The organism is Flavobacterium sp. I-STPP5a, from assembly GCF_009764685.1.
Classification (GTDB): Bacteria; Bacteroidota; Bacteroidia; order Flavobacteriales; family Flavobacteriaceae; genus Flavobacterium.
In genome coordinates this window covers 1-24,733 of record NZ_VHLM01000081.1, presented here as the reverse complement: position 1 = coordinate 24,733, position 24,733 = coordinate 1, and the positions used below count along the sequence as shown (strand labels likewise).

Below are 24,733 nucleotides of genomic sequence, written 5' to 3'. Positions count from 1 at the left end.
ATATGAAAAATGTTGGTCTAATTTTTTTTGGCTCGGATAACAAAATACATACCAATTAATACAAAGGGTATACTAAGCCATTGTCCTGTTGAAAATAATCCGAGTGCATTTTCAAATCCGCCTTGGCTTTCTTTAACAGATTCAACGATGAATCGAACAGTAAATAAAAGCACTAGGAACATCCCAAATATATATCCACTATAATTTCTTTGTTCAGTTTTCCAATACAAGAAAAATAATGCAGCAAATACAAAGATATAGGCAAAAGCTTCATATAGCTGAGTAGGGTGTTTAACTGGTACTTGTTCTATTAGTGTTGCAAACTTTGGGTCATTTGCAATAGCATAATAGGCATCTTTTGGATTTGAGATTTGTGTTGCATTAACGGCATCTTGTGGGCTAAAATGATCTCTTAAAAACTTGATTCCAAAAGGAGAATTAGTTTCGTTTCCAATAATTTCGGAGTTAAAAAAGTTTCCTAAACGTACAAAAATAGCGCCACTAGCAACCGGTATTACAACGCGATCTAATATCCATAATTGAGGTCTTTTTAAAATATTTTTACTGTAAAAATACATGGCAATGATGATAGAAATAGCAGCACCATGACTTGCCAATCCTTGATAACCTGTAAATTCAAAACTTGGACTAAAACGAAACGGTAATAAAATTTCTGGTAAATGGTTGCGATAATATTCCCAATCGTAAAAAAACACATGTCCTAAACGTGCTCCTGCTAAGGTAGCAAGGACAGTCCAAATGAACAAAGAATCTAGTTTTTCAATAGATTCTCCTTCTCTTTCGAATATGTGTTTCATAATATACCAGCCTAAACCAAAGGCTACAACAAACATTAAACTGTAAAATCTAATCATGAAAAAACCTAAATCAATTCCTTCTGATGGGTTCCAAACTAAGTTTAATGCGTGTGTCATGTGTGTTTTTTAATTTTTGAATAGTAAAAATAGTGATTATTATAAGAGAAGGTATTAACTCTTTGTTGTTTTTTTGGGTACTGGATCATATCCCGTTTTGCCCCAAGGATGACAGCTGAAAATACGTTTTACACCAAGAAAAGTTCCGTAAAATAAACCATGTACTTGCAAAGATTCAATCATATAATGTGAACACGTAGGTTCAAAACGACATGCTGCGGGTGTAAATGGAGAAATTGCGACTTGATAAAATCGTACTAAAAATACAAGCGGAAAAATTAATATTTTTTTGATCATATTTTTTGCTTGTCATTTATAAACTAGTTAATGCTGAACGTAGTTCCCTCTTTACCGTCTTTTAATTGAATTCCTAGTGCAATTAATTGATCTCGAATTTGATCAGACAAAGCAAAGTTTTTATTCTCTCTTGCTTGTTTTCTCATTTCAATAAGCATGTTTACTGTACCTTCTAATTTATTATTACTGGTATCCGAAAGTTTTTCATCTTCTAATCCTAAAACATCAAATACGAAACCCTGCATTGTTGCAGTAAAAAGCTGTAAGTCCTCTTGATTAAGCGTTTCTTTATTGTCTTTTAAAAGATTTATGAATCGAACACCTTCAAATAGTTGAGCAATTAATATAGGTGTATTAAAATCATCGTTCATAGCATCGTAACATGATTGTTTCCAAGCAGCAATGTCTAGCGTACTTGCATTTGAAACAGCGATTTCAGCAATTGAATTCATCGCTTCCATAAGTCTTTTAAAGCCTTTTTCGGCTGCTACAATTGCATCATCAGAGAAATCAAGAATACTTCTGTAATGTGCTTGTAGCATAAAAAAACGTGCCACAGATGCTGAAAATGCTTTACTTAAGATGGTGTTTTCTCCTGTCAAAATCTCTCGTGGTAAAATATTGTTACCTGTAGATTTGGCCATTTTTTTACCATTTAGAGTTAGCATATTTGCATGCATCCAATAGTTAACAGGAGTTTGTCCTGTGCAAGCTTCATTTTGTGCAATTTCACATTCATGATGTGGAAATTTTAAATCCATTCCTCCACCGTGAATGTCAAAATGATTGCCTAAGTATTTAGTGCTCATAGCAGTACACTCTAAATGCCATCCCGGGAAGCCATCACTCCATGGTGAAGGCCAGCGCATGATATGTTGCGTTTCTGCTTTTTTCCAAAGTGCAAAATCTTGAGGATTTCTTTTGTCACTTTGCCCATCAAGATCACGTGTATTTGCAAGCATGTCTTCAATGTTTCGACCGCTTAATTTTCCGTAATGATTGGTTTCGTTAAACTTAACAACATCAAAATAAACAGAACCATTTGCTTCATATCCTATTCCTGATGCAATAATTTTTTTTACAATTTCAATTTGTTCAATGATATGCCCTGTTGCAGTAGGTTCAATACTTGGAGGTAAAAAATTGAAAGCACTTAAAATATCATGAAAATCTACGGTATAGCGTTGTACTACCTCCATAGGTTCTAGTTGTTCTAAACGCGCTTTTTTTGCAATTTTATCTTCTCCTTCGTCTACATCGTCTACAATATGACCTACATCGGTAATGTTACGTACGTAGCGCACTTTATAATCAAGATGTAAAAAATATCTAAAAATCATATCAAAAGACATGAATGTGCGAACGTTTCCTAAATGAACATTGCTATAAACTGTAGGTCCACAAACGTACATGCCTACATTTCCCTCAATTATAGGTTCAAAAAGTTCCTTTTCTCCAGATAATGAATTGTAAATTCTGAGTTTGTGGTTACTGTATAATGGCATTTTGGCTGTATATTTTACTCAACAAATCCCCTATAAAAAGGGGAGTTGAGTTGTGAATGTGTTATTGTGTTTTTTTATCTTTTTCTATTTGAAAAGATCAACTTTCCTAATTTTATTGATAATATGAGATTAGACTAGAACTTTGTTTCTAATTTAATGTAATCTAAAAACTCTCTTCTGGTTACGTTATCTTTGAATTTTCCACCAAACTCAGATGTTACGGTGCTACTTTCAATATCACTTATTCCTCTTGAGTTAACGCATAGGTGTTTTGCATCTATCACACAAGCTACATCTTCAGTGCCAAGCGCTATTTGTAATTCTTGCACAATTTGCATCGTTAAACGCTCTTGAACTTGGGGTCTTTTTGCATAATATTCTACAATACGATTCATTTTGGATAAACCAATAACGGTTCCGTTTGAAATATAGGCAACATGAGCTCTACCGATTATGGGTAATAAATGATGTTCACAAGTAGAATAAACAATAATATTCTTTTCTACCAACATTTCTCCATATTTGTAATTGTTGTCAAATGTTGATGCTTTTGGTTTTCTATCAGGATTTAATCCGCCAAAAATTTCTTTCACAAACATTTTTGCTACTCTATTTGGTGTTCCTTTAAGACTGTCATCTGTTAAATCCATTCCTAGGGTTAGTAGAATGTTTTCAACATCTTTTTTTATTTTTTCAATTTTATCATCATCAGAGATGTCAAATGCATCTTTTCTAATTGGATTATTTGCGGACAAACTCACGTGATTGTCACCTATTTCGTCTTGAAATTCTTCGTTTTTTATCATTAAAAGCAACTATTATAGTGGGTATATTTATTCAAGCGGTAAAGATAATAATAAATAACAAAGTTTTTCAATGAGGCTTACTATTTAAGAGTACTTTATGGCTTTGCCATTTGTTTTTTACTGTTTTATTCTAAAAAAAATGAAAGGCAAAACTACAATAGATTTGCCTTTCATTTTATGGATAGAAATTATTTTTATAACGCGTTGTAAGCAGGAATTGCAGCTTTTAAAATGGCAACTGCTTTTATTAAATCTTCTTTTTTTAACACATACGCTATACGTACTTGGTTTAAACCCATTCCTGGAGTGGAGTAAAAACCTGCAGCCGGTGCAACCATAACGGTTTCACCATTTAAGTCAAAGCTTTCTAGTAACCATTGTGCAAAAGCATCTGCATTATCAATTGGCAATTGTGCAATACAGTAAAAAGCACCTTTTGGCTTACTGATAACAACACCATCAATTTTGTTTAACTCTTCAATTAAGGTATCTCGCCTTTCTCTATATTCTGATATAACTTCGTCAAAATAAGATTGAGGTGTGTCTAAAGCTGCTTCACTAGCAATTTGTTCAATAGTAGGCGGACTCAAACGTGCTTGTGCAAATTTCATAGCCGCTGCCATCACTTCTTTGTTTTTGGAGGTGATACATCCTATTCTTGCGCCACACATACTGTAACGTTTTGATACAGAATCAATCATAATAGCATGCTCCTCAAGTCCAGGAATACTCATTACAGAGTAGTGTACATCACCATCATAAGTAAACTCACGGTAAACTTCATCTGAGATTAAAAATAAATCATGCTTTTTTACAAGTTCTGCCAGTTGCAGAATTTCTTCTTTTGAGTATAAATACCCTGTTGGATTTCCAGGATTACAAATTAAGATTGCTTTTGTTTTTGCTGTAATTAACTTTTCAAAATCGGCTACGGCAGGTAATGCAAAACCATTTTCAATAGTCGATATTACTGGAACAACGGTAACACCTGAAGCAGTTGAAAAACCATTGTAATTAGCATAAAAAGGTTCAGGAATAATAATTTCATCCCCTTGATCCATGGTGCTACCCATTGCAAAAAGTAATGCCTCAGAACCTCCAGTGGTAATTATAATATTTTCTGTAGATACATCAATACCTTGTTGAGTGTAATAATTTGACAATTTTTTACGATACGATTCATTTCCAGCAGAATGACTGTATTCTAAGATGGTTAAGTCAATATTTTTTACAGCTTGCATTGCAACTTCGGGAGTTTTTATGTCCGGTTGTCCAATGTTAAGGTGATATACTTTATGGCCTTTCTTTTTTGCAATTTCAGAGAATGGGACCAATTTACGTATTGGTGATTCAGGCATTTGTTTGCCTTTGTTAGATATAGTTGGCATAATTTTGAATTATTGATGCACAAAATTGCAATTTTTTTTTGAAAGTAAATGCAATAAAAAGGTTTATCAATTGTTAAATCTTTATTTTTGAACGATTAATTCATTAATTTTATGTGAAATAAAAATAATGAAACAAGTTTTACTTTTCTTTTTATTGTATTTGGCTTTTCCAGTTTATTCTCAAAATGGTTTCCAGTTTGAAGGTAAATCAATTAAAGCGGTTGTTTCTTTTCAGTTGATTAATAATTTGGTTTTTGTTCCTATAAAAGTAAATGGTGTTGAGCTTAATTTTTTATTAGACACAGGTGTTGCTGAAACTATTCTGTTTAGTCTTGAAGAAAAAAAAGAAGTGCGTTTTTTAAATACTGAGAAAATAAGCTTAAGGGGCTTGGGTAGTCAAAAATCTGTTGAGGGTTTGAAGTCAACTAATAATTTGCTCTCTTTTGGTAATATGACTAATAAGAATCATTTGTTATACATAGTTTTAGATCCAGAATTTAATTTTTCTTCTCATGTTGGGATTCCTGTGAATGGAATTATTGGGTATCATTTTTTTAGAAATAATTTAGTAGAAATTGATTACCTACACAAAAAAATCATTGTTTATAAAGACAATAAAAAGCACCAACAAAAAGTATCTAGGAATGCAACTGTTTTACCCATATCTTTAGAAAAGTCAAAACCATACATTATAACCAATGTGAGTCTTGCAGAAAAACAGTTGCCTGTAAAATTACTCATTGATATAGGTAACAGTGATGCCGTTTGGTTATTTAAGAACACCAATAAATATTTGCAAATACCAGCTAAGAATTTTGATGACTTTTTAGGTAGAGGTTTTAGTGGAGATATTGAAGGAAAGAGAGCTAAAATCACTCGTTTTGAGTTAGGATTTTTCTGTTTTGACAATCCTATTGCTGCATTTCCAGACAGTGTTTCTACAAAAAATGTTTCTATGGTTCCAGATAGGATGGGATCAGTAGGAGGTGAAATTATGCGCAGATTTAAAGTTGTCTTTGATTATAACAACCAACAGCTTTTTTTAAAGAAAAATAGAGATTACAAAACTCCCTTTAATTATAACAAGAGCGGAATTGAGGTGGAGCATAACCGACTTGAATGGGTACAAGAGACAGTAAAAATGGAAACAGTAGCCGAACCTGCAACCTATGGTAAAAGCGGAGGAATAACAGTTTATCGAAATGATTTTAAATATAAGTTTCAGTTAAAACCCATATATCAAATTGCGCATGTTAGAAAAAATTCAGCAGCAGCAAAATCTGGATTGCAAAGTGGAGACGTCATAGTACGAATTAATAGCACATATCCTTATAATATGACACTACAAGATCTTAATGCAATGTTTAAAGCTGTAAATAGTAAGTGGATAACACTTGAAGTACAACGCAATAATATGCTCTTAAAATTTAAATTTCAACTGGAGGACATTTTATAAAGTGTCATCCAGCTTGAAATTATTTTAGTTTGTAATTACTTCTCCTTTTATTTTTAGAGCAATTCTTCCTTCCTCATAGTTTACAGCATTAGATTCTACCGTAATGGTTTTTCTTATAGGGCCGGGAGCCATATTGTATTTTACAGTTATTTTACCGGTCTTACCTGGCATGATAGCTTCATTAGGTTTAGATGGAAAAGTACATCCGCTAGTTGATGACACATTTGTAATTAGCAATGGAGCGTTTCCTGTATTTGTAAAAATAAAATCCCGATTTCCATTTTCAGTATTTTTAACTTTTCCGTAATCAATAGTATTGTCAATAGCTTCAAAATTAATTTGGGGTCCGTTTTGGGCCAAGCCAATACTTGAAAATAATATTAGTGTAAGTAATGTAATCGTTTTTTTCATCGTTGTTGTTAAATTCGGTTAAGTAAATATACCGTGTTTATTATTATAGAACAAAATTTTATTTCTCTTTTTATAGTCTACTTAATTATTTACTTTTGTTCACTTATTGAATTACAAATATCAGACCAAAGACAAGAGCTGCATTTTTAGAAATGTTGCAACGGTTTTAAAACTCTAAATAAAATGACAATTCCTGCACAATTCGACGCTAAAACTATTGAAAATAAGTGGTATGACTACTGGATGAAAAATAATTATTTTCACTCAGAACCAGATCATAGAACACCGTATACCATAGTAATTCCACCACCAAATGTAACCGGAGTTTTGCATATGGGGCACATGCTAAACAATACCATTCAGGATGTATTGATAAGAAGAGCACGTCTTAAAGGCTTTAATGCGTGCTGGGTTCCTGGTACTGATCACGCATCTATAGCAACAGAAGCGAAGGTTGTTGCTAAATTGAAAGCAGAAGGAATCAATAAAAATGATTTGACTCGTGAGGAATTCTTAGCGCATGCGTGGGAATGGACAGATAAATATGGCGGAGTAATTTTGGATCAATTAAAAAAACTTGGTGCTTCTTGCGACTGGGAACGAACAAAATTTACAATGGACCCTGATATGTCAGCCTCAGTAATTAAATCTTTTGTTGATTTATACAACAAAGGTTTGATTTATAGAGGATATCGAATGGTAAATTGGGATCCTGAAGCTAAAACAACTTTGTCAGATGAAGAGGTTATTTATGAAGAACAGCAAGGAAAACTCTTTTTTCTTAATTATAAAATTGAGGGGACAGAAGAATTTCTAACCATTGCTACAACACGTCCAGAAACAATTTTTGGAGATACTGCAATTTGCATCAACCCTAATGATGAACGTTTTGCTCATTTGAAAGGTAAAAAAGCAATTGTCCCAATTTGCGGAAGAGTAATTCCAATCATTGAAGATGAGTATGTTGATATCGAATTTGGAACAGGTTGTTTAAAAGTGACTCCTGCTCACGATATGAATGACAAAACTCTTGGAGAAAAGCATAATCTTGAGATTATTGATATTTTTAACGAGGATGCAACTTTAAATAGTTTTGGATTGCACTATCAAGGTCAAGATCGTTTTGCGGTTCGCGAGGCTATTGCTATAGAATTGCAAACAATAGGTGCTTTAGCAAAAACAGAAATGCATCTTAATAAGGTGGGAACTTCAGAAAGAACCAAAGCTGTTATCGAGCCACGCTTGTCTGATCAGTGGTTCTTAAAAATGGAAGATTTGGTAAAACCAGCTATCAAATCCGTTTTAGAGGATGGTGATATTAAATTGCACCCAGTGCGTTTCAATAATACCTATGCACATTGGCTAAACAACATTAGAGACTGGAATATCTCCCGTCAATTGTGGTGGGGACAACAAATTCCAGCTTATTTTTATGGTGATGGAAAAGAGGATTTTGTAGTTGCAGAGAATATTGATGATGCCTTAAAGTTAGCAAAAGAGAAAACTTTAAACCTTAAACTTGAAACAAAAGATTTAAAACAAGATGTGGACGCCTTAGACACTTGGTTTTCTTCTTGGCTGTGGCCAATGTCTGTTTTTGGTGGAATTATGGATCCTGAAAGCGAAGATTTTAAATATTATTATCCAACGAATGATTTAGTTACTGGTCCAGATATTTTGTTTTTCTGGGTAGCCAGAATGATCATTGCAGGATATGAATACACGGGGCAGAAACCTTTTACGAACGTATATCTGACTGGTTTAGTAAGAGATAAACAACGCCGAAAAATGTCTAAATCTTTAGGGAATTCTCCTGAGCCTTTAGAATTGATTGAAAAATTTGGTGCTGATGGAGTTCGAGTAGGATTGCTTTTGAGTGCTTCTGCAGGTAATGATATTATGTTTGATGAAGAGTTGTGTAACCAAGGGAAAGCGTTTACTAATAAAATTTGGAATGCTTTTAAACTCATAAAAGGTTGGGAAGTTTCAGATACAATTGAGCAACCCGATTCATCAAAAGTAGCAATCGAATGGTACGAAGCAAAATTGCAACAAACATTAGTAGATATTGAAGATAATTTTGAGAAATACAGAATTTCTGATGCTTTGATGGGGATTTACAAATTAGTTTGGGACGACTTCTGTTCTTGGTTTTTAGAAATGATTAAACCAGCATATCAGCAACCAATTGACAGCGTAACTTTTGCGAAAGCAATTGAAATGCTTGAAAACAACCTGAAATTATTGCATCCGTTTATGCCTTTCTTGACTGAGGAAATTTGGCATTTAATTGCAGAGAGAACGGCTGAAGAAGCTTTAATCGTTGCAACATGGCCAGAATTAAAATCATTTGATTCACAGTTAATTGCGAATTTTGAATCTACAATAGAGGTAATTTCGGGAATTAGAACAATTCGTAAAGATAAAAACATACCCTTTAAGGACGCTATTGATTTTAGAGTAGTAAATAATGATAATGCGTCAACTTATTTTGACAGTGTTATTCTTAAATTAGGAAACATTAATGATTTAGAATACGTTTCAGATAAAGTAGAGGGAGCACTTTCTTTTCGTGTAAATTCTAACGAATATTTTATCCCTATCACTGGAAATATTGATGTAGCTGCCGAAATTGCAAAATTAACAGAGGAACTCAATTACATTAAAGGTTTCTTGAAATCAGTTCAAGTTAAATTGTCCAATGAGAAGTTTGTTGCCAATGCTAAACCAGAGGTAATTGAAAACGAGCGAAAAAAAGAGGCGGATGCTCTATCAAAAATTGAAACCATTGAGCACAGTTTAGCTGGTTTAAAATAATTATTTATTAGAAAATAAATTAGGAACCCATTTCAACTTCAAATTGAAATGGGTTTTTTTGTTTAGGACCAATGATTCACGAGACTATTTCATGGAAAATAATCGGTAAATGACAGGCTAGCTGTTATTTAAAGAGTTTTTTACCCTTTAATCGATATTAAATTGAGTTGCTGTTTTTTGTATGTAATTTTGGAGGATAATTGTATAAATACCACATTTACAAATACATGAAAAAAATATTTAGTATTGCTTATAAGCAAGATTACAATAAAGGATACGCTATTGGACTAAATCCTTTTTTAGAATACAATAGCAACATGCAAAACGATGCTTGTATATCAGGTTTTAAAGCTGGTAGGTCAGATTATGAACAAATGAATGGTTTTATAAGAGACGGAATTCCTAGTAGAATTGTTACTGAAAAAGTTTTAGAAGACTTTCTGATTGCTGGATTATTAGGATTACCTATAGATGATGTAGGATATACCACGTATCAACTTGGAATTATTGCAGAATGGTATCAAAGCGGTATTGAGAAATATGAACCAGATTATAGCGTTTCCTTATTAAATGTTTTAGACAATATAGGTATAGAGATGCGATAGACCAAACATCTACAATGAAAAAACACCTCCAAAGCTATTGCTTTGGAGGTGTTTTTTTATCGGGTTAAAGTATGAAATAAAGATTCAGAATTACAATTTATACTTTAAAATAGCCATTATTTGTCTAGGAGCAATAGGATTTGTACTGTAATTTTCGTGCACCGTATAATTCAATTCATTTGTTATGTTAGAAAGTTTACATAATAGTGATACTTTCTTCCAGTCATAGCCAATTGATAAATCTACTGTTGTATATCCTTTTAATGGAATGTCACGGTCTTCTATAGTAATAGTGTAGGTTTTTGGCGTAGTTGAAGGCTTGTTTTCAGTCCACACATAACGGTCGTTCCAACCGCCCACTCGGTCACCTACATAGCTAGCGATACCACCAAGTGTTATTCCTTTGAAAAAACCTTCTGGAATTTTGTAAAAAACACTAAAGTTGGCAGTGTGTTTAGGTGTTCTGGTTAATAAATCACCTTCAATTAAACTTCCACTTGTACCAGAAGTTTTAGTGATTTTGGTTTCATTAAAACTATACCCTGCCAAAACGTTTAAACCTTTAACTGGGTTAGCATTGATGTCAATTTCAATCCCTTTTCCTTTCGTCCCTCCTACTAATTCTCTCAAGTTCGTATTTACATTTGGGGTAACTCCATCAGCTGCAAAAGGAGCTGTTTGTGCAAGATTATTATTTTCAATAATATAGGCGGTAATGTTTGTTGTAAGCAAACCTTTCATAAAATCTTTTTTGATTCCTACTTCATATTGGTCAATAATAGAAGGATCAAGTGGTTTATAATCAACTGTCGTTCCTGTATTTGGCGTGAAAGAATTAGAATAACTACTAAACACCGTTGTGGTTTTATTAGGTTGGTATACTAAGCCTGCTTTTGGAGAGAACGCTCTATTTAAATTATTGGCTCCTTCAGTAACTGTGTTTTTTGTAAAATCTGTGGTTACTACTTGAGCTTCTTGCCAAGACCAACGGATACCTGCCAAAACTTTAATTTTATCTGTAATCGATATCAAGTCTTGTGCAAATCCACCAAAACGACTAGTTTCTGTAATTGCAATTTGTGTATTGGCTGCATTTGGAATGTCGTTTCTTTGTGAGTTAGGATTGAAACTAAAAAGATTGATTGTGTCGTATAAACTCGGATCGTATTTTCCATTTACCATAACCGCTTTTTCGTTAAAAACATAGGTGTAGTTATCAGCAATAGACAATTCATAATCTACCCCAGTAAAGATTTGATGTTTTACTTTTCCAGAATAAAAAGTACCTTGAATACTTAACTGGTCACCAAATATTTTCTCTAAATTTTTATTTTGAACCAATCCTCTGTTCCACGTTCCAGGCACCGAATAAGTGTTTAAATTGGAAAGTTGCGCTGTAGATTTTTGGCTTCGGTCATAATTTTGAAATGATGAATTAAAATTCAAATTCCAATTGATATTAAAATCGTGGTGTAATTGAACCGATGCACTTGAAGACTTGGTGTTTCCATTAGACCATTTTGCTCCAAAAAACTGATTTCTTGGTAAATCTAATATTTCTTTTCCAACAATTCCTGTCCCAAAATCAGGTGTCCAATCAGCGCTTAAATAATCACCTTGTACGGTGATTTGAGTTTTATCAGAAATATGGAATAATAACGAAGGATTAATATAAACTCTATCGTTTTTTACAAAGTCTCTAAAACTTTCTGATTTTTCGTAAGAAGCATTTACACGATAAGCAATACTTTTACTCAACGGGCCATAAAAATCAATAGATGGTTTGTAATACGAAAAACTTCCCATTTGCATGGATAATTCGCCTCCAGCTGTAAACTTTGGAGTTTTTGTTACCAAGTTCAAAATACCTCCTGGAGCCACATTTCCATATAATAATGCCGATCCTCCTTTTAAAAACTCTACTTTTTCTAAACCAGAAACCTCAGGAATAGAACCTGCATTATAACGGAAACCATTTTTAAACATATTGTTACCAGACATATCATACCCGCGCGAAAAAAATGATTCGGTAGCACCACCACGAGCCGAACTCACATAAACACCATTAGTGTTTTTGACCACATCACTCAATCTAATAGATTGCTGTTGACCAATAATTTCAGATCCTATAACTTGTAAACTTTGTGGAGTATCCATTGGTTTCAAACCAGAACGTAAAGCAGATATTGTTTTTTTGTCTTTGTTGCTTGAAACCACAACTTCTTTTAATATTTGTCCTTTTTTATTTTTTACAGTGTCTACTGCTGTTTCCATGTAAGCTTCAATTTCTTTGGTCTCTGTAGTGTTTAATCCAGTTTGTGAAAAACTAGAAAGACTCATAAAAAAAGCAGCTACGGGTAAAAAAATATATTTCATTTGCATTTATTTAGAATAATTAAAAATAACTTTGCAAATATAAAACCCATCTTTTGAATTACAAAGCTTATTTAGATTAAATACTAATAAAAAACTAATAAAAATTTAGTGCATTGATTTGTAGTGAATTAAAATAGTATTTTTTGAAGAATGAAAGTCTAACTTAACTTTCTATGTCTCAATTAAACCAATTAAATTGTAAAAAAGGAAATGAAAAACGGCAAGCTTAGTCTTTTAAATGACGCGCCTGGAAAATAGGGAGTATGGCAATCAGCAAAAAAGATTTTAAGATTGTGATATAAATAGCTATTTATTTTAAATACTGATAAAGAGTGCTAATGAAGTTTCTTGTCTAGAATAATACAAAGGGAGGCATATATTACTTCAATTGTAAAAATGAATTTTTTTTCATTTTTTTAAAATTACTCGTCTTAATTGTTGTTCCGGTATCTAATATCAAAATACCCGAATAGTCCGGATATCTTTTTAACAACTGCAATCCATCCTTTTGACCAAGTACCATTATAGAGGTACTTAATCCATTTGCTGTTTCAGCATTGGGGCCAAAAACGGTCACGCTACACAAACCCGTAGCAGGATAACCCGTAGCGGGATTAATGATGTGTGAATAGCGTTTACCATTAAAAACGACATATTTTTCATAACTCCCAGAAGTGGTTACGGCTTCTTGCCTTAATGGAACGATCGACATAATTTTTTCGGGTCGAAAAGGGTTCGTAATACCAATATTCCAAGGTTTGCCATTAGGCTGCGTTCCCCACGTACTCATATCGCCAGAGCCATTAATGATTCCAGCAGGAATGCCTTTGGACAGCATCATAGCACGGCATTTATCGGTTGCGTATCCTTCGCCTAAGGCGCCAAAACCTATTTTCATCCCTTTTACTTTGAGGTAAATGGTAGACTCTAAACTGTCTAAAATGATATTTTCATAACCCACCTTTTCTACTGATTTTTGAATAGCTTCTGCTGTAGGCATCTCGGTCATCGACCCGTCAAATTTCCAAATCCTATCCATAGCCGCAAAGCTAATGTCAAACGCGCCCTTAGTAATCTTTGATAATTCAAGCGCTCTTTGCGTCAATTCAAATACTTCTTTGTCAACTTTTACGGGGCGAATACCTGCATTTTGATTCACTTCCGAAACTTGAGAAGTAGGCTTCCAGTCCGAAATCAAGTTTTCTATACGTGTTATTTCAGCAACAACTTCATCAATACTTTGCACAGCTGTTGTAGTATCTTGAGCCACTATAGAAATGTCAAAGCGACCACCCATCAATAATGTGGTTCTTTTTTTTAAAACTTGAGCTTCTAGGTTTTGGACCAATAAGAAGGTTACTAGCGATAAAAATATACGAAATTGGATCATTACTTATTAATTTTTTAGGGCGTGACCCTCAGTTTCTTTCCAAAGGACGAAACTGAGGGTCGTGCTGTTCGTTCCCGCTTTTATAGAAAAGCCCTCAAAAAGGCTTTCCTATAAAGAGCTCCACTGCCATCACTCACGCAAAAACATGCGTACAGTAAGTCAGTTTTTTAATAGCAGTCAGACAGGATTTGATTTTTATTTTTGTACAAGTCAATTCCAACTCTGGTATGCTCAAGACAAATATTTTCTAAAACACGCTCTACATCTTGCTGCATGGCTAGTGAACCACAAATCATGATTACGCCGCCAGAAACTAGTAAATCTATAAAAAAGGAAGCATCACGCTGAATTAAATCCATTACATAAAGAGAATTTTCTTCACGAGATAGTGCTAAATGAAACTCGTTTAGTTTCTTTTTTTCTATCATTTTAGTTAAGAAATCTTCATATCCTTTTACGGTTTCGGTTTTTTTCCTAAAACCACAGTATATATAGGTAGGAACTTTTGTTTTATTTTTATCTATCATTCCCAGAAACGGAGCAATTCCTGTTCCATTTGATATCATTGCAATTTTTGTAGCTTGCTCAGGAAAATAAAACGACGGATTGCTTACTATTCTGCCCTCAAAAACATCTCCTTTTTTTAAGTTATATAAATATCTAGAACCCAAACCATGCGGATGTAATTTTACTACAAGTTGGATCTTGTCTTGTAGCATACCTACAGAGTATAGTCGTTCTTGATTGTCGTTTGCAGGATAAATGGCAAGTAAATCACCGGATTTTATTTTGTTTCTTTTGGCATATCCTAGATTCATAATAAAAGTTTGGTCTGTAGGAGAGACTTCTGTTTTATCAAGTACAACAAGTTTTTTAATTCCTTTTGGTACTGCATTGTATAAAGACGGAGTAGTAGCCAGCGGGATTCCCGTTTTGGTATTCCACAAGCGTACCCACTCTATAAATTCAGCAACTGATTTGTCATTAACAGTTTGTAAATCGAGTAATCGTATAGCCCAATCTTGCTTGTCTAAAATACTATCAACTGTAGTGGCAAATTCACAAAAGTCAGGATAAGCACGAGATCCAAAACCCAATACTGAAAAATTTATCTTCTGGTTTTGAACGTTTTGATTGATTAATGAAGTAAACTTAGTGGCATTTGCAGGTGCATCACCTAAGCCATGCGTTGCAGTAAAAACCAATATATGTTCTGCTTGAGGATAGGTTTGATATGAGTTGAGTTCCGTTATATAGACTTTATTTCCTGCCGCAATAAGTTGTTTTTGAATCGCATTTGCAAAAACGAGTGTGCTGCCGTTTTCCGAACCTACTAAAATGATGATGTTACTTTCGTCTTTTTTAAACTTGTTTTTTATTCTGCTTGACCTACTTTTGATTGTCATGGCAAATCCAGAATAGATAAAAAACAATATGTTGATACTTGCAAAACCTAGTATTAATGCCCATAAAACACTAGTTCTCCCGGTATGTAAATTAAGGCTCCAGCCTGAAATAAGCGTTTGCAATGGAAAAGGTGTTTCGCGCACTACCGCTCCAGATACTTGATTTACTTCAATTTCTTTGTCACCTAAAGTTATAATATAATTTTCCTCAGGATCATCAGAAAACGGAAATTCTATTTTTTGAATATTGCTCAGTAAGGTGTTTTTAAAAAAGGATTGAGCTGTTTTTTTTGTTGGAATATGGGTTATCGTAGTTGTATTTTTAGCCTCTTTTTCAGTTGAATCTATAAAAAAATTGAACTTCTCTAGTGTCAAAAAAGTTCCTGTAATGGCAAGTATTAGAATCGGAATCAAAGACCATCTTCCTAAAACAATGTGGTAGTACTGCGCAAAGTTTTCCTTGACAATTTTTGAAAATAAACCACGGAAACTTTTCTGTCTTTTTATTAGCAGTGCCAATCCAGAAATACTTATTAAAACCAATAAAAAAGAGATAAAACCAACTATTAATCTTCCAGTTTCTTTTAAAAATAAAGACCTATGAAGAGCAGTTGTCCATAGGATAAATTCATTTTTTTTCTTGGGTTTTCCCAGGATTTTTCCAGTATTAGGATCTATGTACGCATTCACATCTTGATCTTGACTGTCTATTCCTTCTAAAATTACAAACTGATTGTGATCTACACGTACCGAAGTTATTTCTGGGTAAATTTTTCTAACGGCTGCAATAGTTTTGTCTAGTGTGAGGGTATCAAAATTAGCAACTTTGTAAGGTGGAGTTTTTTCCTGAATAGCATCAACAGCAAGAATCACTCCTGTAATTGATGCTAATATTAAAAATAACGCCGAGAATAAAGCTAGAGCTAAATGTGATAGTCGCCAAAAAGAGATAGTCATAATGTAAAAGTAGTTACTTATCCGCTCTAATTATATTTTAGAGAGTGGATCAAAGTAGATGATTTATTTAAAAATGACCCTTGCATTCATTTAAAAAGCAAGGGTCAATTTGTTTGAATAGTAGTAATATGTGTTTTTAAATTTTATTTAAACGCACGAATCTGATGTAATTATTACCTTCAGTTTTAGCCGCAATTCCTTCAGTAGTAAGTGGAATTTCAATATCGGTGGTGTGGTATTTGTGATCTTCTACAGCGGTTTCAAAACGCAATTTAAATCCTTTATTAATTTTAGCATCTTCAATCTCAATAGTCGTGATGCTACGGTCACCACCTGTTACAGATGCACCTGTTTTAGCACTTAAATTTTCAGGTTTTTTAGCGTAAAATTTGTGCCATTCCTTTAATGTTTTGTACCATTTTTTATCATCGCCCATTACATAAAGCGTTTTTACGTATTCTCCTTTTACATTCACTAGTGAAACTACAATGTAAGCTCCTTCGCCCATATAGTTTGACATTTGTAACATGCATTTGTACTTACTACTTTGAGCTGTTGCTTGATTTGTTGTAAAACACAGTAATAATAGGGTTAACGATATTTTAAGTATGGATTTCATAGTGCTATTTTAAAAATTCTAGATCAATTTTGTTAGTGATAAGTGTCTCGTTTTCTTTAGCCAGAGAGTATGCCGTTTCATCAAGTTCAGTAGTGCTATCTTTTTTTACTCCTATACTTAATAAATATTTTAAAATAACATCATCTTTTGAGATCATGGCGGCTTTGTGAAGTGCCGTTAATCCATCTTTGTTTTTTGAATTTAAGTCTATAGGTAAGGCAGCTACCTTTTTGACTAATTCCAAATCATTTTTTGCAACTGCGAAATGAATTAAAGTGTTTCCGTCTTTTTGAGACGCAACTAAATCAAGTCCTTTTTCTTGTAAAAATTTCATTTTAAGATCAAATGGATCTTGAACGGAACCATTTGCATTTTCTGGTTTGCCGGTCATTGGTTTGTAGGATTGAATTAAATAGAATCCTAGATTGTGTTGATCTTTGTTTAGTACTTTTGGATTTGCGTCTTTGTTTAATAGTGCTCTAACTGCTTCGGGAGTTCCGTATTTTACAGCAATAGTTAATGCCGATTCTCCTTTTTCATTTTGAGCATTGACGTTTGAAACAAGCGGTAACAATAATTCTAAAACAGCTGTATCTCGAGTTGAGGCTGCTACCATGATTGGAGTATTTCCGTCACTGTTTCTTGTGTTCAAAGGAACACCTTTTGCTAGAAAATAGTTGATTGTTTCAATTTGGTTTGGCTTTCCGGCTAAATAATACAAAACCATTTCTCCGTTTTTATTGGCAATAGTAGGTTTAAGTTTTAAATCTTCTACCAGATATTTATAGGTTTCTAGTGAAGTTGCTTCTCTTCTTGACCCTTGAGCTGCAAAAAGTAATGCGTTATTGGTATATTTTACTCCTTTCTCGATAAGTGATTTCAGTAAGGTTATATTTCCTGATCTTGCAGCATAATCAAAAGCGGTGTTTCCATCAGCATCAGTATCTTTCAAAGACATTCCTTTTGAGGTAAAATAATTTGTTAGTGCTAAACTTTTATCAGATGCAATAGCCATGAGTAATAGGTTTACTCCATCTTTATATTTTTTCTTTGGATCTGTTCCTGCTTTAAAAAAAGCTTCGTACAGTGCTGTGTTGCTTTGGCCACCAATTGCGGCAAAAGTAAGTGGGGTTTCTCCTTTACTATCCTCTAGATTGATATCAGACCCTTTTGCAATTAAATGCTCGACAATTGCCGAATTCCCTTTGTTTGCTGCCCAATGCAAGTAAATACGATTGTCATGAGTCAATTTACTGACTTCATTGCCGGGTTGTTCTAAAAGGTATTTAATGGTAGCTTCTGGCGCATCATTGTTAATGGCCATTACGGTAACATCAAAAGAGTTAGAAGTGGATGCTGATGGGCTATTTCCTTTATCAATTTCAGCTTTTACAGTATTTACATCTGGTTTTGTTTTCCAAAAGGATTGGTCAAGTAAGCTGTTTTTTTGTTGAGCACTTACTAAGAGTGTTGTTACAAAGGCCAACGAAACAAAAAGTTTATTTTTCATGTCAATAATATTTAGATTTCTATTTGCAGTCACTTATTTAGATTAAATAAAAATAATACACTGCAAATATAGAAACCCTTTTCGAAGAATTAAAATTATTTAGAATAAATATGAATAGTAAAGTGAAAAATTATTAAATTTCTTGGGCCTGTATTATACAAAAAATTAATTTGCAGACGTTTGACTGAAATTGTAATGCAACTATTTTTTTAAAACAAATTGCTCTGATGAAGGTTTGCCTTGTTGTATTCCGCTTATTTTAGCGATTATAGATTGGGATGACACTTGCTGGTAGGTAATAGTTCTAGGATAATCGTTTTTCAGGTTTTCAAAAACCATTGATTTTTCTGTTGCGCGATTTAAAGTAAAAACAACAGGTTGATCATTATGTTGTCCTTTTATTGTAGCCGTGTAAGTGAGATTATCACCGTTTTGTTGCAGTACAATTGTTTCATGGTGTATGGTATCCTTATCTTGTATGTAAAATGAGGTGGCTAGTAAAGTACTGTCATTGCCCTTTGTCCAGTTCTCAGTAAGGGTTCCGGTTGCTGTTTTGTATTTCCAGTTGCCAATCATCCAATGAGCTGCTTTAATTTTTTCCTTTTCGCTAGAGCTTTTTTTGTTACAACTAACAATACTGATTGCTGATAAGATAATGAGGATGTGTTTTTTCATGGGTAGTGTATAAAGTTGCACTTTGTTTGCCTTACAAATTTAAAAAAAAAGATATGATTTCTGTTGAAATATTTATTCGTCAATTATAGTTTACTTGTCATTCTTAGCCCAGATAGAAGCGGCATCCTTTTTATGATTTTTTTTAATCATAAAAAGATATAGCGGATAGCTGGATGAAGCTCCAGAAAACTAACTATTGCTTTTAAGAATTTGGTGTACAAGATCTTTTGTGGCAACGACTCCGTTTAACTGCTCCCGAACCTTAATAAAACTAACGTTAAAGGTACAGCCTACTTTATATTGGCTGCATCCATAGGCTAATTTTCCTTTTAAGACGGTTCCTTTTTTGCATTTCGGGCAGGATAATTCGTCAGGAACGGCTTTCGCCAAAGTCTTCTTCTGTTCAAGTATAAGTTGGAAATTTTCGTCAAAATGCAATAAACCTTCTACTGTACCGGCTTGTGTTTTAAAATCTTTCAAGTTTACGGTAGATCCTTTTTGCAGTAAGCGCAAGTATTGATTTTCTGAAATCTTTTTTTCGGCATAAACATAAGGTAATAAAAAAGTACATCCAGATTGATAGGCGCTGCAACCGTAGGCTGTTTTTCCTTTTAGTAGCGATCCTTGTTTGCATTTCGGGCATTTTTGTTGTGCAATTCCGGCAGGTGATTTTTTTACGGGTTTTGCAATTTTCTTTTCCTCATGCAGTGGTGTTGCATGTATGGCACGACGGGTTTCCAGACGAACTTCATCAACAAGTGCTCCTACCATTTGTTTCATATTATTAATGAATGAAGCGGCAGAATAGGTTCCTTTTTCAATATCACGAAGTTGTTTTTCCCAAGAACCCGTGAGTTCTGCTGATTTTACCATGTCATTCTGAATGGTCTCAATCAGTTGAATGCCGGTTGCAGTGGGCAATACTTGTTTTTTATTTCTAATAATATATTGCCTCTTGAATAAGGTTTCAATAATGTTAGCTCGGGTTGATGGTCTGCCAATACCGTTTTCTTTCATGAGTTCGCGCAAGTCATCATCTTCAACTTGTTTTCCGGCGGTTTCCATGGCTCTTAATAAGGTAGCTTCGGTAAACTGATTGGGCGCTTTCGTTTCTTTTTCTAAGAAAGAAGGTTCATGAGGGCCACTTTCGCCAATGTTGAATAAGGGTAAAAGATCGGTTTCTTTTTCCTTAGCATTTGGATCTTCAAAAACAACTCTCCATCCTTTTTTTAAAATTATTTTACCGGTTGTTTTAAAAACTACATCGGCGGCTTTACCCAGCACCGTAGTATTTGCCACAAGACAATCGTCATAAAAAACAGCGATAAATCGTTTGGTTATAATATCGTATACTTGCTGGTGATTGTAGGACAAGTTATTTTGTACACCCGTGGGAATAATTGCATGGTGATCTGTTACTTTACTATCATTAAAAACCTTACTTGATTTTTTTATTTTTTTATTCAATAAAGGAGCGGTCAATTGTGCGTATGCCGTTAATTTTTGTAAAATACCAGGTACTTTTGGGTAAACATCATTGGGCAAAAAAGTGGTGTCTACTCTAGGGTAGGTAATTACTTTTTGTTCGTATAACAGTTGGGCTATTTTTAAAGTTTCATCTGCTGAGAAACCAAATTTAGTATTGCAGTACACCTGTAATCCAGTTAGGTCAAATAATTTTGGAGCATACTCATTGCCGTTTTTCTTGTCAACAGCAATAATTTCAAACGGACTTTCTTTTACTTTTTGAGCCAGAATTTCACCTTCTTCTTTCTTTAAAAACCTACCTTCTTCATAATTAAAAAGAGTTTCACGGTACAAGGTTTGTAATTCCCAATAGGGCTGTGGCTTGAAATTCATAATCTCTTTATACCGTTCTACAACCATAGCAAGAGTAGGGGTTTGTACCCTACCTATAGATAACACTTGCTTGTATCCACCATGTTTTACAGTGTACAGTCGAGTGGCATTCATGCCCAGTAACCAGTCACCAATAGCCCTAGAGAAACCAGCATAGAACAGGTTGTCGTATTGGCTGGAGGGTTTTAAGTTTTGAAAACCTTCTCTAATAGCTTCGGTTGTCAAAGAGGAAATCCAAAGTCGCATCACCACTCCTTTATAATGTGCTTGGTTCATAACCCAGCGCTGAATGAGTTCTCCTTCTTGGCCCGCATCACCACAATTAATAACCATTTCTGCTTGGTCAAACAATTGTTTTACAATTTTAAACTGTTTTTGGATTCCTGAATTTTCCACTACTTTGGTTTCAAATTTCTCAGGAAGCATGGGTAAGTTATTCAAGTCCCAACTTTTCCAGTGTGGTTTGTAATCATTAGGCTCTTTAAGCGTGCACAAATGTCCAAAAGTGTAGGTAACCGCATAACCATTCCCTTCATAATATCCATCTCGTTTAGTGTTGGCACCCAGTACAGTTGCAATTTCTCTTGCCACACTAGGTTTTTCGGCAATACATACCTTCATCTTCATATACATTTAAGGGCGCAAATTAGCAATTTAGAAAGGATATCAAAAAACAATTCACACTGAGTTTTCAAAAGCTTTTTTTAAGGAGCAGTACTTCTTTCTTAGTAAGTAAAACTCCTCCTGCTATCCGCTATATCTTTCATCCCGAAAAAAAATCGGGATAAAAGGATGCCGCTGCTATCAGGGCTCAATAGATTATATTCTTTTTCAAAAGGAGTAGAGTGCAACACAAGAGTCCTAAACGTAAATATTTAGTGAAATTCTAGCACGAATCTATTCCTGTACCAGCTTCAAATTGTTCTCATGAAAATGGCCAAGTAGTCTTATTTATGGGATTTGTCAAGCATTAGATCCAAAAATAAAATGGAAATCTGAACTTTTTGACAAACTAAGTATATTAATATTTTCTTCACTATCTGGGAATTAACCAGATAGCGAAGAAAAATTTAAAAACAACTCAAGGAAGGTTTTGAGTTGTTTTTAAATAGATACGGCTACTTACTAAAATAAGAATACGTATCGTTGTTTTTTAATTGAAGCAAGGTTTTGTAAATAAGCTCTATCACATTTTCTACATCAGAGCGATCAACCATTTCTACTGTAGTGTGCATGTAACGTAGCGGTAAAGAGATCAAAGCCGATGCTACACCTCCGTTACTGTAGGCAAATGCATCAGTATCTGTGCCCGTTACTCTTGACGAAGCTAATCTTTGAAACGGAATCTCATTTGCAATAGCTGTATCAAGAATTATTTCTCGCAGTGTATTGTGTACAGCTGGCGCATAGGTAATTACTGGTCCTTTACCTATTTTGGTGTCGCCTTCTATTTTTTTATCAATCATCGGCGTGGTTGAGTCATGACATACATCGGTTACAATAGCAACATTTGGTCGTATGGTTTTGGTAATCATTTCTGCGCCACGCAAGCCCACTTCCTCTTGCACAGAATTGGTAATATAAAGACCAAATGGTAGTGTAATTTTATTTTCGTGCAACATTCTAGCTACCTCGGCAATCATAAAACCACCCATTCGATTGTCAATGGCTCTACAAACAAATTTGTTGTCATTCAAAATCATGAATTCGTCTGGATACGTAATTACACAGCCTACATGAACCCCCATAGCTTCCACTTGCTCTTTTGTTTCACAACCTATATCAATAAAAATATTCTCAACTTTGGCAGTTTCCTCTTTGGCTCTACTTCTTGTATGGATAGCCGGCCAGCCAAATACCCCTTTTACAATACCTTTTTTAGTGTGAATATCAACTCTCTTTGATGGAGCAATTTGATGGTCAGATCCACCGTTGCGTATCACATACAGTAATCCATCTTCAGTAATGTAATTTACATACCATGAAATTTCATCGGCATGTCCTTCAATAACTACTTTATATGGAGCATCAGGGTTTATAACTCCTACAGCAGTTCCATAGGTATCCGTTATAAAGGTATCTACATATGGGCGTAAATAATCCATCCATATTTTTTGACCTTCACTTTCGTAGCCAGTCGGGGAGGCGTTGTTTAAGTATTTTTCTAAAAAGGCTAAGGAAGTTGTATTTAATAATGTTGTTGTACTCATAAAATATTTTTTTTGCTAAATTAAAAATTTGGCATCACACTTGTACATATATTGTATAATTTTGATTTTAAAAATTCGAAACATGAAACCATTGCTTATAGCGTTATTAATTATTTTTTGTGTTCACTTCTCAAATGCACAGACAACACCTCAAGACACTACAAAAATAGGTTACGAACTTGGTGAAGATGAATATGAAATTAATGACACCATACAACTGCCAGAGATTTTAATTTCAAAAGAGAAACTAGATCCAGAAGCTAGAAAACAATTCTTATTGCTACAAAGTAGAGTATATAAAGTGTATCCTTATGCAAAAATAGCATCGGAGCGATTGACTAATCTTAACAAAGGCATGGCGAATTTGAAAACGAATAAAGAAAAGAAAAAATATTTTAAAATCGTTGAGGGTTATTTGAGCAATGAATTCGAAGCCAAACTCAAAAAACTATCCCGCAAGCAAGGCCAAATATTAGTAAAGCTTATTCACAGGCAAACAGGCACTACTACTTATGAGCTTGTAAAAACCCTCAAGAGCGGTTGGAAGGCATTTTGGTCAAATACCGCAGCAAGTTTATTTGATATCAATCTTAAAACAAAATATGCTCCATATACCGTAAACGAAGATTATTTAATAGAAACCATATTATTTAGAGCATTTGAAGCTGGAAGGCTTCAAAACCAAAAACCAGCGATCGTTATAGATTATGATACTTTAAACGATTCCTGGGTAAAACGAGCTGAGAATTTAAAAAAATGATCATCTATATTACTTTCTATTAAATTAGAGTTTCAATAAGTGTAGTAATATTTAATTTCTTTTAAGAATATCTCTCCGCTCCACTTTACTATACCGTAAAAAAGCACAATTAAAGAATTGTTGTTTTTTCCTTATAATGTATGTGTCTCTTCAATAGAGAGGGTCAATAGCGAAAATGGAATAAGAGTTGATTTGAGTTATACCGTATATATAGTATATAAAGTCTACTTACCTATATATATTAATAAAACTTTCAAATACCCGCCAAAGGGGGTGATCTCACCGAATAAATGCAGTAATTTAAACGAAAAGAGAAAATTTCATTTTTAAGAAACATGTAATCAGTCGATTATAAAATAAATCAAAAAAAGGCAAATAAAAAGCTTGTAAAAGCGAATAAAGGTTGTATTTTTGCACCCGCAATGACGCAGACGTTCTTTAAAATACTGACAAGTAGAACAAAGTAATTAGAGATTTACTTTTTAAATAAACTTTAAAAAAAGCTTGTGAGATTTAAAAACGAAAGTTATCTTTGCACCCCGCAAAACAACGGAAGTTCCTTGAGAGATTGATAAGAAATAGAGGAGTAAAAGAGATAAATATTATCTCAAAAAAACTTCATTATTTTCTTGCCAGTTAAAAAAGAATAACTACTTTTGCACCCGCTTTGAGAAACAAACGAAAGGCGAAAAAATAGTAAGAATACGTTCCTAGACATATTGAATTGACAGCCGTTTTGTTCGCAAGAAC

Annotated in this window: 18 protein-coding genes; 4 read left to right on the top strand and 14 right to left on the bottom strand. The window is 33.9% G+C overall.

Features of this window, described 5'->3' with window-relative positions:
- Positions 1–17: 17 nt before the first annotated feature.
- The 5 genes from lgt to FJV36_RS15620 form a co-directional block, all read right to left on the bottom strand.
- Positions 18–935 carry a prolipoprotein diacylglyceryl transferase gene (gene lgt / locus FJV36_RS15640; RefSeq protein ID WP_158727716.1) on the bottom strand — a complete coding sequence of 306 codons (918 nt, stop codon included), beginning with the start codon at positions 933–935 and terminating at the stop codon, positions 18–20.
- A 54-nt stretch (positions 936–989) separates the two neighbouring features.
- Complete coding sequence (yidD, locus tag FJV36_RS15635; RefSeq protein ID WP_158727717.1) at positions 990–1,232, bottom strand: membrane protein insertion efficiency factor YidD; 243 nt, start codon at positions 1,230–1,232, stop codon at positions 990–992.
- Between the two features lie 23 nt (positions 1,233–1,255).
- Positions 1,256–2,737, bottom strand: coding sequence for a cysteine--tRNA ligase (gene cysS / locus FJV36_RS15630; protein ID WP_158727718.1), 1,482 nt, complete (start codon positions 2,735–2,737; stop codon positions 1,256–1,258).
- 134 nt (positions 2,738–2,871) lie between these two features.
- Positions 2,872–3,543, bottom strand: coding sequence for a GTP cyclohydrolase I FolE (gene folE / locus FJV36_RS15625; RefSeq protein WP_158727719.1), 672 nt, complete (start codon positions 3,541–3,543; stop codon positions 2,872–2,874).
- Between the two features lie 194 nt (positions 3,544–3,737).
- Complete coding sequence (locus FJV36_RS15620; RefSeq protein ID WP_158727720.1) at positions 3,738–4,931, bottom strand: pyridoxal phosphate-dependent aminotransferase; 1,194 nt, start codon at positions 4,929–4,931, stop codon at positions 3,738–3,740.
- A gap of 127 nt (positions 4,932–5,058) precedes the next feature.
- Here FJV36_RS15620 and FJV36_RS15615 point away from each other — a divergent pair, with 127 nt between their 5' ends.
- Positions 5,059–6,387 (top strand): aspartyl protease family protein, encoded by a 1,329-nt coding sequence (locus FJV36_RS15615; protein ID WP_347753139.1) that lies wholly within the window; start codon positions 5,059–5,061, stop codon positions 6,385–6,387.
- Between the two features lie 24 nt (positions 6,388–6,411).
- Here FJV36_RS15615 and FJV36_RS15610 read toward each other — a convergent pair whose 3' ends face one another.
- The gene (locus tag FJV36_RS15610) at positions 6,412–6,798 is read right to left on the bottom strand and encodes a DUF1573 domain-containing protein (RefSeq protein WP_158727721.1); all 387 of its coding nucleotides are present in this window, start codon (positions 6,796–6,798) and stop codon (positions 6,412–6,414) included.
- 183 nt (positions 6,799–6,981) lie between these two features.
- On the opposite strand from FJV36_RS15610, the gene FJV36_RS15605 reads away from it, so the two are divergent.
- Together FJV36_RS15605 and FJV36_RS15600 are read left to right on the top strand one after the other, a co-directional pair.
- Positions 6,982–9,615, top strand: coding sequence for a valine--tRNA ligase (locus tag FJV36_RS15605; protein WP_158727722.1), 2,634 nt, complete (start codon positions 6,982–6,984; stop codon positions 9,613–9,615).
- A gap of 227 nt (positions 9,616–9,842) precedes the next feature.
- Positions 9,843–10,220: a hypothetical protein gene (locus FJV36_RS15600; RefSeq protein ID WP_158727723.1), complete on the top strand. Its 378-nt coding sequence runs from the start codon at positions 9,843–9,845 to the stop codon at positions 10,218–10,220.
- Between the two features lie 90 nt (positions 10,221–10,310).
- Here the strand turns inward: FJV36_RS15600 and FJV36_RS15595 are convergent, their stop codons facing one another.
- From FJV36_RS15595 to FJV36_RS15560, 8 genes are all read right to left on the bottom strand, one after another.
- A complete protein-coding gene (locus tag FJV36_RS15595; protein ID WP_158727724.1) occupies positions 10,311–12,596 on the bottom strand; it encodes a TonB-dependent siderophore receptor in 2,286 nt (761 codons plus the stop codon).
- Positions 12,597–12,975: 379 nt separating this feature from the next.
- Entirely contained in the window at positions 12,976–13,986 is a 1,011-nt protein-coding gene (locus FJV36_RS15590; protein WP_199250853.1) for an FAD:protein FMN transferase, read from the bottom strand.
- Positions 13,987–14,153: 167 nt separating this feature from the next.
- A complete protein-coding gene (locus FJV36_RS15585) occupies positions 14,154–16,349 on the bottom strand; it encodes a PepSY domain-containing protein (RefSeq protein ID WP_158727725.1) in 2,196 nt (731 codons plus the stop codon).
- 136 nt (positions 16,350–16,485) lie between these two features.
- Positions 16,486–16,968: a DUF2271 domain-containing protein gene (locus FJV36_RS15580; protein ID WP_158727726.1), complete on the bottom strand. Its 483-nt coding sequence runs from the start codon at positions 16,966–16,968 to the stop codon at positions 16,486–16,488.
- A 4-nt stretch (positions 16,969–16,972) separates the two neighbouring features.
- Positions 16,973–18,478 (bottom strand): ankyrin repeat domain-containing protein, encoded by a 1,506-nt coding sequence (locus FJV36_RS15575; protein WP_158727727.1) that lies wholly within the window; start codon positions 18,476–18,478, stop codon positions 16,973–16,975.
- 201 nt (positions 18,479–18,679) lie between these two features.
- Entirely contained in the window at positions 18,680–19,153 is a 474-nt protein-coding gene (locus FJV36_RS15570; RefSeq protein WP_158727728.1) for a DUF6265 family protein, read from the bottom strand.
- A gap of 189 nt (positions 19,154–19,342) precedes the next feature.
- Entirely contained in the window at positions 19,343–21,634 is a 2,292-nt protein-coding gene (locus FJV36_RS15565; protein WP_158727729.1) for a DNA topoisomerase 3, read from the bottom strand.
- A 497-nt stretch (positions 21,635–22,131) separates the two neighbouring features.
- On the bottom strand, positions 22,132–23,223 hold the full coding sequence (locus tag FJV36_RS15560) for a M42 family metallopeptidase (RefSeq protein WP_158727730.1): 1,092 nt from the start codon (positions 23,221–23,223) through the stop codon (positions 22,132–22,134).
- Positions 23,224–23,305: 82 nt separating this feature from the next.
- Between FJV36_RS15560 and FJV36_RS15555 the strand changes: the two genes are divergently transcribed.
- Positions 23,306–23,983, top strand: coding sequence for a DUF4294 domain-containing protein (locus FJV36_RS15555; RefSeq protein WP_158727731.1), 678 nt, complete (start codon positions 23,306–23,308; stop codon positions 23,981–23,983).
- The last annotated feature ends 750 nt before the right edge of the window (positions 23,984–24,733 follow it).